This window comes from Subtercola lobariae, assembly GCF_014640255.1.
Classification (GTDB): Bacteria; Actinomycetota; Actinomycetes; order Actinomycetales; family Microbacteriaceae; genus Subtercola; species Subtercola lobariae.
In genome coordinates, this window is sequence record NZ_BMGP01000002.1 from 459,593 (window position 1) to 473,484 (window position 13,892).

At 65.8% G+C, this 13,892-nt stretch carries 11 protein-coding genes; 2 read left to right on the top strand and 9 right to left on the bottom strand.

Annotated features, from left to right (window positions below; genetic code table 11):
- Positions 1-40: 40 nt before the first annotated feature.
- Positions 41-1,126 (bottom strand): LysR family substrate-binding domain-containing protein, encoded by a 1,086-nt coding sequence (locus IEX24_RS06485; RefSeq protein WP_188675484.1) that lies wholly within the window; start codon positions 1,124-1,126, stop codon positions 41-43.
- Positions 1,127-1,194: 68 nt separating this feature from the next.
- On the opposite strand from IEX24_RS06485, the gene IEX24_RS06490 reads away from it, so the two are divergent.
- On the top strand, positions 1,195-1,647 hold the full coding sequence (locus tag IEX24_RS06490) for a DUF5997 family protein (RefSeq protein ID WP_229715136.1): 453 nt from the start codon (positions 1,195-1,197) through the stop codon (positions 1,645-1,647).
- Positions 1,648-1,684: 37 nt separating this feature from the next.
- Here IEX24_RS06490 and IEX24_RS06495 read toward each other — a convergent pair whose 3' ends face one another.
- Positions 1,685-2,473 carry a nitroreductase family protein gene (locus tag IEX24_RS06495; RefSeq protein WP_188675487.1) on the bottom strand — a complete coding sequence of 263 codons (789 nt, stop codon included), beginning with the start codon at positions 2,471-2,473 and terminating at the stop codon, positions 1,685-1,687.
- Positions 2,474-2,523: 50 nt separating this feature from the next.
- The gene (locus tag IEX24_RS06500) at positions 2,524-2,847 is read right to left on the bottom strand and encodes a hypothetical protein (RefSeq protein ID WP_188675490.1); all 324 of its coding nucleotides are present in this window, start codon (positions 2,845-2,847) and stop codon (positions 2,524-2,526) included.
- 95 nt (positions 2,848-2,942) lie between these two features.
- Between IEX24_RS06500 and IEX24_RS06505 the strand changes: the two genes are divergently transcribed.
- On the top strand, positions 2,943-4,247 hold the full coding sequence (locus IEX24_RS06505) for a VIT1/CCC1 transporter family protein (protein ID WP_188675492.1): 1,305 nt from the start codon (positions 2,943-2,945) through the stop codon (positions 4,245-4,247).
- Positions 4,248-4,331: 84 nt separating this feature from the next.
- Here the strand turns inward: IEX24_RS06505 and IEX24_RS06510 are convergent, their stop codons facing one another.
- From IEX24_RS06510 to IEX24_RS06535, 6 genes are all read right to left on the bottom strand, one after another.
- The gene (locus IEX24_RS06510; RefSeq protein WP_188675496.1) at positions 4,332-6,275 is read right to left on the bottom strand and encodes a cellulase family glycosylhydrolase; all 1,944 of its coding nucleotides are present in this window, start codon (positions 6,273-6,275) and stop codon (positions 4,332-4,334) included.
- 416 nt (positions 6,276-6,691) lie between these two features.
- Positions 6,692-7,708 carry a LacI family DNA-binding transcriptional regulator gene (locus IEX24_RS06515; protein ID WP_188675498.1) on the bottom strand — a complete coding sequence of 339 codons (1,017 nt, stop codon included), beginning with the start codon at positions 7,706-7,708 and terminating at the stop codon, positions 6,692-6,694.
- 4 nt (positions 7,709-7,712) lie between these two features.
- Positions 7,713-10,421 (bottom strand): glycoside hydrolase family 2 protein, encoded by a 2,709-nt coding sequence (locus tag IEX24_RS06520; protein WP_188675501.1) that lies wholly within the window; start codon positions 10,419-10,421, stop codon positions 7,713-7,715.
- Between the two features lie 79 nt (positions 10,422-10,500).
- On the bottom strand, positions 10,501-11,853 hold the full coding sequence (locus IEX24_RS06525) for a glycoside hydrolase family 28 protein (protein WP_188675504.1): 1,353 nt from the start codon (positions 11,851-11,853) through the stop codon (positions 10,501-10,503).
- Positions 11,854-11,931: 78 nt separating this feature from the next.
- Positions 11,932-12,822 (bottom strand): carbohydrate ABC transporter permease, encoded by an 891-nt coding sequence (locus IEX24_RS06530; protein ID WP_188675508.1) that lies wholly within the window; start codon positions 12,820-12,822, stop codon positions 11,932-11,934.
- A gap of 12 nt (positions 12,823-12,834) precedes the next feature.
- Complete coding sequence (locus IEX24_RS06535; protein ID WP_188675511.1) at positions 12,835-13,785, bottom strand: carbohydrate ABC transporter permease; 951 nt, start codon at positions 13,783-13,785, stop codon at positions 12,835-12,837.
- Positions 13,786-13,892: the final 107 nt, after the last annotated feature.

Consider the following 13,892-nt stretch of genomic DNA (forward strand, 5'->3'; position numbering starts at 1 on the left):
GTGCTGTTCTTGGAGCTCGCTCAGCGTTCTTAGCGCTCGCTCAGCGCTTGCCGCCGAACTTTCGGCGTCGCGCTTGCGCAGCGTTCGCCTGGTCTGACTGGGTTTTCTTTTTCGATTGCGCGGGTCTCGGGGCCGTGCCTTTACGACCCGCTGCGGCCGCTTCGGCCTCTTTCGCCGCGCGCGCCTTCGCCTTGGCCTTGGCAACAGGCCCGATCTTTTTCGCCGGAGCCGCGGCGGTGCCCGCGTCTGAGCCAGTTCGAAGCCCGGTCGCGGTGCCGGCCGCAGCGCCAACGACACCCGACCGCGACCGCGAGCTCGACGCCGAGCGCCCGCGCACGATACCGATGAACTCCTCGACGAGCACAGACTCATCGCCCGCGCGCCACGCCACCGAAACCTGCGTCTCGGCCACCCCGCTCACCGGCCGAAAAACCACATCTTTACGGTTGTGCAGCCGCGAGATCGACTGCGGCAGAATCACGATCCCTACGCCGGCGGCAACCTGTTCCACCGCATCTTCTCGCGAGTGGATGCCCCGCAGCGGCCTCCGCGACCCGTCAGTCACCTCCGTGGCGATGTCGCGCCACTCGGGCACCTCGTCGGGGTCTTGCAGCAGGTGCTCGCCCTGCAGATCATCCACCGCCACGACGTCGAAGACCGAGGCGGGGTGGTCTTTCGCGACCCCGACCACCGGCACCTCGGAGTACAGCGCAATCGCACTGAGCCCGCCGCGGTCGAACGGATGCCGCACAAAACTGACGTCGGCGGCCCCCGTCTGCAGCACCGTCGTCTGCTCCCCTGGCTCCGAGCGAAACACCTTGAGAGGCAACTCGGGGTGCCGTTCGGCCCACACCCGGCTCCACTTGGTGACGGTCACTCCCACCGTAAAGGCAACCGAAAGCGCGAACTCCGCCGCAGGCGGTTCACTCTTGTCGGCCTTCTCCTGCGCGGCCTCCTCCTGCGCGGTCTCGGCGGCCGCCGCAGGCGCCTCTGAGGCCGCTGGCACCCGATCGACAGCTGCCGAAGGCTCCGGTGCCACCCGGTCGACAGCTACCGAAGGTGCGGTAGTACGGAGGATCGAGGGCTCCGCCGGGTGCTCGGGGTCGCTCACCTGTTCGTTTGTCATGCGTTGACCCCGATCATCCAGCGCACGGAATTGAGGAGCCGCCGCACGCCCCACGATACGCTGGGCTGATGACCCCGCCGAAATTGTCACAAACCATGAAGCCGGCGACCGCCGCCAAGAAGCTGGGCATCTACCTGCCCGCCGCGCCCGATGAGTTTCAGCAGAACGAGGTCACCCGCGCCGAGCTCGCCGAGTTGCTCGCCACGCCGCCCGAATGGCTCGTTCAGTTGCGATTGAACGGCCCTCACCCTCGCCAGGAGGTCGCTCGTAAGCTCGGCATCTCGATTTCGGGGCTCACCCGCGCGGGCGTCGACGACCCGTTCACCACCGCAGAGATCAAGGCACTGCTGGCGGCGCCGCCAGAGTGGCTCGTGGTGGAGCGCGCCCGTCAGGCTGGCGTGATGGAGGAGAACGCGCGCATCAAAACCGAGCGCGCCGAAAAGGCCGCCCAAAAGGAGCGCGCCGAGCGCCACGCCCGCACCAACCCGAACGCGGTAGCTCCCAAGCCCCGCCGCCGCTGATTTTGTGCGCCGCCGCCTCTGCGGCGCGCCAATAGGCTCAGTCCCAGCCCTGCTGAGGGGTGTCGCAGGTGCCGCGGAAGACGAATTGCGAGGGACGCTTGCGCTGCCGCGATGACCAGTCGATGGCCGGGCGCTTCTCGTGCTCCGGCAGGTAACCCAAGCGGTAGACCGCCATCAGCTCGAGATCGTCAGGCACCTTGAGCAGGTCGACGATGAGCTGCCATTTGCCAGGCACCTCCATCGGAAACGATACGAACTGAATGCCCATACCGAGCTCCACCGTCGACAGCCACACGTTCTCCATGGCCGCACCCATGCTGAAAACCGAGTAGAACGAGCTGAGTTCGCCGGGGCGGTATTCCGCCCCATCGAGCATCACCCCGAGCAGCAGGGGCGACTCGGCCACGAGTTTGCGGTTCTGCTCGCCGAGCGTCTGCGGCACGCGCAGCCCATTCATGACAGCCTGGCCGCGTTTCGTGAACACCGCTTTCGTGAATGGGCGCAGCGCAGCGGGCAACTTGTCGAACAGCATGCCGTCACGCCGAGCATCCATTTCGGCCTCACTGAACCGAAAATACGGCCGATACCGCTCGAAGAACGACCCCTCACTGAGCGCCTGGGTCATGCTCTCGCCGCTGATCGCTCCGATGCTCCGGATGGTCGTGGGGTTGTCAATGAGAACGAACCGCCACGGCTGACTATTCAATTGCGACGGCGCAGCGCCCGCAGACTCGATGAGCGTGCGCTGGTGCTCATCGCTCACCGGGTCGGGCAGAAAGGCGCCGTTCGTGGTTTTTCGGTTGTGTAGAACATCGAAAAATTCCATTGCTGCCTTTCTCACACACCCCGCGCGACCCGTTTCGGGCGGCCGAAGCGCTAACTCACCAGAGACACACTAAGCCCGAGCGCCAAAAACGGCGCCACCGACAACGCGAGCGCCACATGGCCCCACGAGCGCGCCCGCACATACGGTAAAAGCGCGAGCGGTACGAGTGCCGGCAGCAGAAACCAGCCGGCCACTCCGCCGCCCCAGAACACCGTGCTGACAGCGGCGGCGGTGAGGGCGAACGTACAGATGTAGAGTGCCGTGTGCACCCAGTGAAACGGGGCCGAATTCACCCAGCCGGCCTTGACGGATGCCCCGAACAGAGCATTCACGACGAAACTCACACTCGCCGCTACGAAAAGAACCTGGGGCACGCTCACCCCTTAACTATTCACTCTTACACCAGCCTAACAAAGCGCCCTGAGTCCACCGCAGCCAACCCGAGCGCCCGCCACGAAATAATGGAGCCATGACAACTACCGCGCCCCCGAAGCCGGCCGACATTCGCCGCTGGCGACAATACATGGCCGACGAGCAGGCCGAGGCTGCGGTGTACCGCGATCTCGCCGAACGCCGCACGGGCGAAGAGCGTGCGATTCTGCTCGCCCTGGCTGAGGCCGAGGCCAGGCACGAGTCGCATTGGCGCGCGCTGCTCGGCGACAACGTGGGCAAGACCAAGCGCGGAGACTTGCGCACGCGCACGCTCGGCTTCTTGGCCCGCCGGTTCGGTTCGGTGTTCGTTCTCGCGCTCGCTCAGCGCGCCGAGACCCGTTCACCGTATGCCACCGACTCAGACGCCACGCCGGCGATGGCAGCGGATGAGCAAGTGCACGCCGAGGTGGTGCGCGGGCTGGCTGCGCGCGGCCGCAATCGGTTGTCTGGCACCTTTCGTGCCGCCGTCTTCGGTGCCAACGACGGGTTAGTGTCGAATCTCGCTCTCGTGATGGGAATCTCCGCCAGCGGGGTCGACAACTCCATCGTGCTGGCCACGGGTCTCGCCGGGTTGCTGGCGGGCGCGCTTTCGATGGGTGCGGGCGAGTACGTGTCGGTGCGGTCTCAGCGCGAATTGCTCGAGTCGACGACGCCGAGTGCCGAAGCGAACGATGCGCTGCCGAACCTCGATGTGAACGCGAACGAACTGGCGCTGGTCTACCGCGCGCGAGGTATGTCTGAGGCCGAGGCTGAGGCGTATGCGCATGCGATGCTCTTTCCGACGACGCAGCCCATCCGCATTCCGCGGAGCTCGCCGTCGGCCCACACGGCTCGCAGTTCGATTGCGCGGGCTGCCGACGAGCGCCGATTCGGGGCCGCTTCGGCGGCGGCTGATGGCGGTGCGGAGGCGGGGACGGCGGCTGCGGCGGCTGCAGCTTCGGCTTCGCGCGGTGGCGGGCTCGCGAGTGCTTCCTCAGACGGTGGCCGTGCATCCGCTCTCGAACGGGTCGAGCTGAACGACGGAGTGGCCGACGCCTCGGCGAACGAAGAGATCGACGAGCACGAAGCGGTCGGCACCGGGCTGAGCGCGGCGCTGTCGAGCTTCTGCTTCTTCGCTTCGGGCGCCATCATTCCCGTGCTGCCCTACATCTTCGGGCTGCAGGGGCTGCCTGCCCTGATCGTGGCGGGCGTGCTGGTGGGCGTGGCACTTCTCGGCACCGGGGCTATCGTGGGCATCCTTTCGGGCGGGCCACCCCTGCGCCGTGCGCTTCGCCAACTGCTCATCGGCTACGGCGCCGCCGCGGTCACGTACTTGCTCGGGTTGCTCTTCGGCGGCGTCTAGGCCGCCCGCCGCTCATTCGCACCCGGCACCACCGGGATGGCCGCCAGCATGGCCGGAACAAGCCCGGCCACACCGGCACGTCGGCTACGGCACGTACGTGAGCACCTCGACACCGTAGGGCGGCAGGGTGAACGTGGTGACCGCCGCGCCCGACTCGTCGCAGAGCGTTCCTGACGCTTGGGGTGCCACGTCGAGGGGCTCGTCGTGCTGGCTCACAAACCAGATGAAACGGCGCCCGTCGGCGTGGGTGAGCTCGGCGGCGAGAACACGAGGGTCATCGACACGAACATCCCGTCGCACGCCCGCCTCGATCGCCAGCGCCGCGTACAGGCGCCAGGTGGGCTCGGGGTTCGTGTAGGGCGTGATCGACGCGAAGTACTCGAACGGAAACGTGCCGAGCACGAGCGATCCGCCCGCCCCGACACGGTGCCGCAGCAGCGCCGGATGCCCGTGCTGATCGACCGCGATCACCTCGGCGTCGACGGCCTCCACCGCCAAGAACGACCGGGAATTCGCCGTGCCGCCGACCGGAAACACCAGCTCGGTGCCCGCCGTGATATCGCCGAAATCGGCAACGAACGTGATGCGCAGCTCGTCGTCGAGAACCGGCTCGACGAGCCCATAACGCGAGGTCTTACGCACGCCGAACGTCTCGTCGAGGTCGGGCCACCAGATTCCGCGCTGGTTCATGTGCTCGCCGTAGAAGATCGAGGCGTACACGGTCGCTCCGCCCGCAGCCAGCTCGCGCAGCCGCTTCCACGAGGGAGCCGTGAGCTGCTTGGCCGACGGCAGGAGGTACAGCGCTTCGCCTCCAGGCAGGCCGTCGAGCTCTCGAGCCACTCCGACGGCGATGTCTGCTTCGCGCGCCGCAACGTAGGCCTGCCTGCTCACCGAGAAGACACTCGCGGCGTCTTCAGATTGGGTGAAGGGATACTGCGCTTCGAGATACGAAGGCACGATGAGCACCGCGTCAGCGTCGGGTCGTGACAGCTGCCGAGCATCCACCCGCGCCAGCAACTCGCCGAACTTCTTCACCTCGAGCGCCTGCGCCTTCGGCCGGCCGTTCTTGTCGATGAGGCCGAAGTGCAGTTCAAAGGGGTGGTGCGAGTACGGCGCCACGTCGAAGAGGTCGTCGTAGTCGGTGTTGTTCCAGGTCAGCCAGCCCGAGGCGCCCGCGAGCAGGCTGTTGTTCATGATCTGCCGGTAATAGTGCGCGGCGTTCTCTTCGCTGACGTAATCGCTGGTGAGACCGAACTCTTCCATGATGACCGGCTTGCCACCGATGTCGAGCAGTTCGCAAATGAAAGCCGCACCCAGGTTCTGCCTGACGGGGTCGGTCTCCATGCGATAGACGTGCGGCCCGTGAAAGTCGACCAGCGGCGCCAGTTCGCGAATGCGAAACCCGTTGTCTGAGCCGGTCACCTCGACGCCCCACGATCCGTCGCCGATCGAGACGGGCTGCTTCGCTCCCCCGGCCCGCACGGCGTCGATCAGAATCTGCGCCCAGCTCGCCACCTCGAGGTGGTCGATCGAGCCGATGCCCCGCGACTTCCAATCGCCGTAGATGGGAATTTCGTTCGTCAAAAGCCACGCCGCGATTGCCGGATGCTCGGCGAACCTCGAAGCGAGCTCACGAACGTACCAGGCCTGCCGCGCCACGAACCACACGTCGCCGAAGATACTGCGGCCGTCACGCCACACCGGATCCCAGTTCTCACCCGACATATGCCCCACGATGAACGTCGGGATGCTCGTCATGCCGAGCGCCTCGTGCTGATCGAGAAAGTCCCGAAACCGCTCGACGAGCACCTCGTCGAGCGCATCGGGTGTGGGCATGAAGTCGGGCCAGTAGAAGAAGCTCCGCGTCACCGTCATGCCGTGATCGCGCATGGTGCGCAGTTCTTCGCCCACCACGGCGGCGTCGTAGTCGCGCCACATGCGCGGCCCGCCCACCCGCGACCAGAAGTTGACCCCGAGCCAGACGATCGGCTCGCCGTTCTCATTGAGCCGTGCAGATTGGCGTTTCATGTTCGTGGTTTCCTTTCGATGACCACCGGCCGCTCGTGGCTGAACCGGTTCGGTACGGGTATGTGCATGTGGATGATCGGGCGGCTCCTTCGCCGGCAACCTCCCGCTTCGTGAGCCCGCTACCCCCAAGTGAGCCTGGTAGACCGGACTCAATTCGACCCAACGGTCTCACTTGGCGTAGTACGTAGAGCGGTGGAGCGGATCGTGCGATGGAGCGGAGACGGGCGGGGCTGCAAATCGGGCGGAGCGAGCCGAGGGTCGTGAGCCCGTTACGCCCAATTGAGCCCGGTAGACCGGCCTCAATTCGACCTAGCGGTCTCACTGGGATGGGGAGGGGGGCGAGGGGGGCGAGGGGGGCGGGCGCCGCAGCGCGGGGTGGGCGGCGGCGCGGCGGGCGCCGGGCGCCGGCGGCGCCGCTAGTGCGGGGGCGGCGCCGTGCTGCCGCGCGGGAAGAGCGCCGGGAGGGGGCCCTCGCGGCTGCCGCCCTCGCCGCCGTCGATGATGGCGAGCAGCATCTGCGCGGCGGCAGCGCCCAGGGCCGGCACGTCTCGCCGCATCGCCGAGAGCGGGGGGTGGGTGATCTCGCAGAGCGGCGAGTCATCCCAGGCGAGCAACGACAGCTCGCCCGGCACGCTCACCCCGAGTTCGGCGGCCACACCGAGCCCGGCCACCGCCATCACGTCGTTGTCGTACACGATCGCAGTTGGCGGTTCGCTCTGCGTCAGCAGCGCCCGCGTGGCGCGCGCGCCCGCCTCACCGCTGAAGTCGGTGTCGATGATCTGGTGTTTCGTCAGCCCCGACTCCGCGGCCACTCCGAGAAAGGCGTGATCGCGAGTGACGGTGTGCGAAAGCGCCGGAATGCCGCCGACCCGCGCCACCCGCTTGTGCCCGAGCCGAACGAGGTACCGCACCGCGTCACGCATCGCACGCCCGTCGTCGGTCGACACGAACGGAAGGCCGCCAGCGGCATCACCACTCGACACGCACACCGCAGGAATCTCGAGCTCACGAACGGCAGCCACCCGCGGGTCGTTCAGCTCGAGATCGACGAGCAGTACTCCGTCGACGCGGCGCTGCGCCCACCACTTCTCATACGTGGCGATCTCGGCGCCCGGGCGGTCGACGACGTGCAGCATCAGGGCGATACCTTCAGCCGCGATGACCTCTTCGACCCCGGAGATGAACTCCATATAGAAGGGTTCAAGCCCGAGCATCCGTGCCGGCCTCGCCAGCACCAGCCCCACCGTGTCGGCCCGCGAGCGCGACAACGAACGGGCCGCTTGCGACGGGGTCCAGCCCAGCTCGCGCGCGATCTGGTGCACCCGCTCGCGAGTGTCGCTCGAGACCCCTGGCTTGTCGTTCAGGGCGTATGAGACGGCCCCTTTCGACAGCCCCGCCCGCTCCGCGATGTCGGTAATCGTCACGCGTGTCATGAGTTCACCTACCCCTGATTAACTCGGCACTTGAACTATCGCACACGAGTACTTCGTTGACGCTTCGCAGCACCGGAGCCTCTGCGAGCGCCGCCGCATCGAGCGCGACCGGGCTGAACACTGTGAGCTTCACGGCGAACCCTGGCACCACATCGACGTCGGCGTCATCGACCCACGCCTCGTCGTTCAACCGGTCGGCGAACACGATGACTCCGCGCACGAGCGAGGGTGCGGTCAGCCGGATGCTCTGCCGTCCCTCGGCCCAACCACCCACTTCGACGCTGAGCTGCGGCGGGTCGAGGCGCAGCGCCTTGTCTTCGGCGAAGTAGTGAGTGACGAGCCGGGCATCCGGAGCCTCAACGACCAGCACCTCGGCCTCGGCCTCGGTCGGCGTAGAAACTGCCTGCCCGAGCGCTAGCGTCTGGGCGCTGAGCGCCGGCACCAGCACCAATACGGCCTCGCGGGCCAGAACGTCGCCGTCGAACGTGCGCCGGGTCACCGTGACCTCAACAGACCAGTCGAGAATACTGTCGTTGACGGCCACCAGAGTGAGCCCGTCAATGCCCGGCTGCACGGTCAACAGCCGTTCGGCGTTGGCGCGTTTCAGCCCGTGCCAGAGCGGCTTCTTACGCCCATACCCGTCGATCGCGGCCCACGAGGTGACGGGCCAGCAGTCGTTGAGCTGCCAAACGATGGCACCCATGCAGTGCGGGCGCTCGGAACGGTAACGCTCGATGCCGAACACGATGGCACGCGACTGGTTCAGCTGGGTGAGGTAGTGCCAATCGTCGAACGTGACCGGCTCGGGCAAGTGCGGCGCCATACCCCGTTCGAGCTTGCCGTTGCCGTCGTCGGCCTTCTGATGCAGCAGCATGCCGGGCGAGGTTTCGGTGAGCGGCTCATCGTGAATCGACTGCGTGAGCGTCGACCAGGTCGGCGGCCCCTGAAAGCCGAACTCCGACACGAAGCGCGGCTCGTACGAAGCGTAGGTCGTGTAGTCGACCTTGTTCCAGACATCCCAGATGTGCACGTTGCCACGGGTGGGGTCGTTCGCGTGCACACTCATCGAGCCCGAGTACGGGCTGCCCGGCCAGTACGGAACGGTCGGCGCGAGTTCGTTCACGATGGCCGGCAAGATGGTCTCGTAGTACCCGAGCCCCCAGGTGCGATCGCCTATGGGCTCTTGCCAGCCCCAGTCGAACCAGCCCCAGATGTTCTCGTTGCAGCCGTTCAACAGCACGAGACTGGCGTGCGACGAGAGCCGCAGCACGTTGTCGTGCGCCTCGGCCTCGACCTCCGACCGAATCGGCTGCTCTTCGGGGTACGCGGCACAGGCGAACAAGAAGTCTTGCCACACCATGATGCCGAGCTCGTCGCAGGCCTCGTAGAACTCGTCGCGTTCGTAGATTCCGCCGCCCCACACCCGCAAGAGGTTGAGGTTCGCGTCGACCGCCTGCTCGATGCGGCCACGGTAGCGCTCGGCCGTGCTGCGCGACGGAAAGCAGTCGTCGGGAATCCAGTTCGCCCCCCGCACGAACACCGGCACGTGGTTGACGACGACGGCGAACCGGGCCCCCGCCTCGTCTTCGCTGGTGTCGAGTTCGACGGTTCGAAACCCCACCCGCTTCGACCACTGGTCGAGTTGGATGCTCGGGGCACCGCCCACGCCCACGCCGACGCCCTCAGGCGAGCCAGCCGCAGCGCCGCCGCCCACGCTCTCGCCCGCCGCCGCGACCGCCGCCGCCGCGAGCAGGCGAACCTCGAGCTGATACAGAGGTTGCTCGCCCATTCCGATGGGCCACCACAGGTTCACGTCGGGCACTGCGAGGGTGGCCGAGACGAGTCCGCCCTCGGCAGCGATCTTCGCCGGCACCAACACACGGGTGGCCTGCCCGTCGATGGCCACCTCGAGCGCGAGTTGCGCCGGGTGCGACGCGGCAACGTGCTTGCCACTCGACGCGGAGTCAGGCGCGCCAGGGCCGAATGCGGCGGAAGCGGGGAGCAGAGCATCCACTCGCACCAGACCGTTCGCGCCGTCGACCGTGATGGTGGGGCGCACCTCAGCGAGCCGGGAGGTCGACCAGGTTTCGAGCCGCGCCTCTTTCCAGATGCCGGCGGTCACGAGCTGGGGGCCCCAATCCCAGCCGAAGTTCGCCGCCATCTTGCGGATGAAGTTGAACGGCGTCGGGTACGCGTTCGGCAGGTCTCCGAGCTCGGCCTGAATTCGTTGGGCGTATGCCCACGCCGAATCGAACCGCACCTCGAGCGCATTCGCACCGTCGACCAGCAGCTCCGTGACGTCGAAGTGGTACGTACGGTGCTGGTTGAAGGTCTGCCCGAGCACCGTGCCGTTGAACGTGACCGTGGCCACGGTGTCGAGCCCGTCGAACACGAGCTCGGTGTGCTCGGCACCATCGGCCGCTGCGGATGCCCGCGCGATCGCCGCGCGCTCGACACTCGTTCGGTACACCCACGCCGTGTGCCCGATCCACTCGTCTTTCCGTTCGTTGAGGTCGATGTACGGGTCGTCGATGAGGCCTGCCGTGAGTAGATCGGTGTGCACCGTTCCGGGCACGGTCGCCGCAATCTCGGCGGGAAGCGGGGGCACCGCATACGCCGCGTCTACCTCGGCCGGGTCGGCGGGATGATCAGCGGGGTCGGGCGAAACAGCGCTGAGCGTCCATCCATCGGTCAGAACGTAGTGGTGGGTCATGTGTGAACCGCTTTCTGCGAGAAGCTGTCGAAGCAGGGGCGAATGTGGGGCGAGGGAGAGTGAGTGGTGAGACCGAAACTCAGTGCGAAACGATGGCGGCGAGCCGGTCAGGAAAGGCCGATTGCCCCCGAAAACCCTCGATGACGACGTTCTCGGTGTTGATGGTCTCGATAGCGTGCGCGTAGTAGCTCTGCTTCTCGTCACCCCACACGGCCTCGCAATTGCGAACGGTGATGTCGCTCGCGGTGTCGATGTGAAACGCCGAGGTGGGGTAGTCGTAGATCTTCTCCTCACCGCTGAACGGCCGACGGTCGTACTTGCCGCCCTCGAATTCGCTCCAGTGATCGATCTCGACGCGCACGTTCTCGAGCAGCAGCCCTTCGATGAGACCGGGCTCGTTCGCGGCGATGTGCACGCCGTTCTCGCCGCGCGCCAGAATGTTCACGAACCGCACGTTGCGAACGCGGCCGATCGCTTCTTGCCACGGAAAGGCCGAGACGTAGATGACTTCGCCCTTGCCCCACCAGCTGTCGTCGTAGATGCGCGTCTCGACCACGATGTTCGAGAACAGAATGTTCTCGTAGAGGCTGTCTTGACCGAGGTTCACGCTCAGCCCGCGGTGGCTGTTCTTGATGACGCAGTTGTCGAACACCACGTTGCGAATCGGCGACGTTGCGTCGACCCCGATCACCAGCGCGCTCGACTTCGTTTCGAGAATGCAGTTCGTGACCGTGATGTTCTCGCACGGCCCGAGGTCAGGAAACTCCTCGCAGGTCTTCAGCGAGATGGCGTCGTCGGGGCAGCGGATGTCGCAGTCGCTGATGCGCACGTCGCGGCAGCGGTCGAGGTCGATGCCGTCGGCGTTCGGCAGCTTCATGTCGCCGCGAATGCGAATCGAGTGAATCAGCACGCTCTCGCAGCCGGTCAAACGCACCGTCCAGAGGGCGCCGTCGCGGTACAGCGTGTCTTTGAGCGTCACGTCGCTGCAGCCGATGAAGAACAACGTGAACGGCCGGTTGACCGGCATCAGGTAGATGGGCCCGAGGTCTTCGAGCACGTAGAAGCGCCCACCGCCGTCGATGGTGCCGGCGCCCGTCACGGCGATGTTCGTCGCGTCGTACGCGGCGATGAACAACCCGCTCTGCAGCGTTTCTTCGTTCACGACGCCCGACGACAGCGCGCTCACGGTGTGGCGCTCGGTGATGTCGGCCCAGTGCCCGCTGGCCTGCAGCGTGGCCCCGCGCTCGATGTGCAGCTCGACGTTCGATTTGAGCACAATCGAGCCCGACAAGAATGTCGCGCCTGCGGGCACGAGAACGGTGCCTCCGCCGTTCGCATTCGCAGCATCGATGGCGGTCTGAATGGCGAGCGCATCATTCGTATTTCCGTCGCCGACGGCGCCGAAGTCACGAATGTTGAAAGTGGTGGTCACGAGGTCTCCAGTAGTTTGTGGGCTTGCGGTAGGTGAGATCGAGTGGATGAACGGGCGTAGGTCAGAGGGCGGCAGCTACTAGCTCTTGACGGCCCCCTGCAGCAGTGCGTCTTCGAGCCGGCGGTTCAGGATGATGTACACGATGTAGACGGGAACCATGGTGATGAGCGCCCCGGCGAGCAGCACTCCGTATTGGGTATAGGTCTGCGACACGAGCCCGGGCAGAGCTACCTGAACCGTTCGAACATCCGGATCGGGGCCAGCCAAGATCAAGGCGTACAGGTACTCGTTCCAGAACGTGAGAAAGTTCAGAATCGCGATGGTGGCGATGCCCGGAATCGTGATGGGAATGTAGATGCTGATCAGCACGCGAAGGCGGTTGGCGCCGTCCATCATGGCACTTTCTTCGAGCTCGGCCGGCACAGATCGCATGAACTGCGTCAGCAGAATGACCGAGAGCGGCAGCACGGTCGCCGGCAAGAACAGGTAGAGAAACTCGCGGGTGTGAAACAGCTGCAGTGCGATCGAGAGGATGACCGTGGGCACCAGCGCGGCGAACCCCGGTATCAGCAGCCCGGCCGCAAAGAACTTCTCGACGATGCCGCCGATTCGGCCGCCGGCCCGAGCGATGGCGTAGGCCGCCGGAATCGCCAGCACGAGGGTGATGATCTCGGCGATCACGGTCACGAGCGCCGAGTTGATGAGGCCGGGGCCCATCGACGCCCTCGTCCACGCGTTGGTGAAGTTGTCGAACGACAGACTGGTGGGGAAGGCGAACGGTGAGTTGAAGATGTCGGCGTTGTCTTTGAACGCCGAGATGATCATGAAATAGAGCGGAATGAGCAACAGAAGGGCGTAGAACCAGACCAGCACGTGAGCGAGCGGGTTGAAACGGTTCGACCGGGAGTTGCGTGAGCGTGAGGTGCGAACTCGGGTGGTGCGCACGGCTGGATTGCGTACAGATGTCATGGCCGGCCCCTTCTAGTACTTGGCCCGAAAGACGCGGCGAATGGCGATCATGCCCACGATGCCCACGGCGAAGAGAATGACGCCCACCGCCTGGCTGTAGCCGATCTGCGATTGGGTGAAGGCTTTGTCGTAAACGAGAAACGACAGCGTGGTCGACGAGCTGCCCGGGCCACCGTTGGTCAGCAGCAGAATCGAGCCGGCCGAGCCGAACAGTACCCAGATGAACTGCAGCATGAGCAACACACCGAAGTAGTCACGGCAGATGGGGTACGCGATGCCCCACATGCGCCGCCAGTGGCCGGCGCCGTCGAGCTCAGAGGCCTCGAACACTTCAGCCGGAATCGATGACAGCCGGGCGCTGAACAGAATGGCGGTGAAGCCGATGCCGCTCCAGAGGTCGACCGCCATCACGGTGCCGAGCGCGGTGCTCTGTGAGGCGAGCCACGGTGTCGAGAGCGCGCCGAGACCGACGTTGTCGAGAAAGCCGTTGAGCAGGCCGGTCGGCGCGAAGATCGAGAGAAAGATGATCGACTTCGCGGCGAGCGAGATCAGCGCGGGGGTGAAGAGAATCACGCGCAGCACGCGATGACCGCGCGGCTTGAGGCTGACGTAGTAGCCCAGCATGAAGGCCAGCGGCAGCATGATCGGCAGCACGATGGCTATTTGAACGATGGAGTTGCGCGTCGCTTGCCAGAACACGGGGTCGTGAAAAACGGTGCCGAAGTTCTTGAACCCCACGAAGGTGCTTGGTGCGATCAGACTCGACCACGAGAGCAGAGCGATGTAGAACATCGCGAACAGCGGCCCGATGGTGAAGATGATGTACCAGACAATGGCGGGCATGCTCAGTCCGAGCAGACCGGGCTTGATCTTGTTCTCTTGCGACTTGCGCATGATCTGACCGGCGGGGTCTTCAGGCGGGGTGACGGCCGGGGGTAGGGCGGCCGGTGCGATGGTGGTCATGACGGTGACTTCTCTCCGGTGAGGGGCAACGTGTGGTGGCCGAAACGTTCTCCGGCCGAACGGATGGCCGAGCATCCGTGAAGATGCGGCGGGAGCTGGGCGTAACG

Bases quoted from the DNA above. Each gene is read 5' to 3' on its own strand.
- IEX24_RS06495 (WP_188675487.1), bottom strand. From the start codon at position 2,473: ATGGAATTTTTCGATGTTCTACACAACCGAAAAACCACGAACGGCGCC.
- IEX24_RS06490 (WP_229715136.1), top strand. From the start codon at position 1,195: ATGACCCCGCCGAAATTGTCACAAACCATGAAGCCGGCGACCGCCGCC.
- IEX24_RS06515 (WP_188675498.1), bottom strand. From the start codon at position 7,708: ATGACACGCGTGACGATTACCGACATCGCGGAGCGGGCGGGGCTGTCG.
- IEX24_RS06505 (WP_188675492.1), top strand. From the start codon at position 2,943: ATGACAACTACCGCGCCCCCGAAGCCGGCCGACATTCGCCGCTGGCGA.
- IEX24_RS06485 (WP_188675484.1), bottom strand. From the start codon at position 1,126: ATGACAAACGAACAGGTGAGCGACCCCGAGCACCCGGCGGAGCCCTCG.
- IEX24_RS06530 (WP_188675508.1), bottom strand. From the start codon at position 12,822: ATGACATCTGTACGCAATCCAGCCGTGCGCACCACCCGAGTTCGCACC.
- IEX24_RS06510 (WP_188675496.1), bottom strand. From the start codon at position 6,275: ATGAAACGCCAATCTGCACGGCTCAATGAGAACGGCGAGCCGATCGTC.
- IEX24_RS06535 (WP_188675511.1), bottom strand. From the start codon at position 13,785: ATGACCACCATCGCACCGGCCGCCCTACCCCCGGCCGTCACCCCGCCT.
- IEX24_RS06520 (WP_188675501.1), bottom strand. From the start codon at position 10,421: ATGACCCACCACTACGTTCTGACCGATGGATGGACGCTCAGCGCTGTT.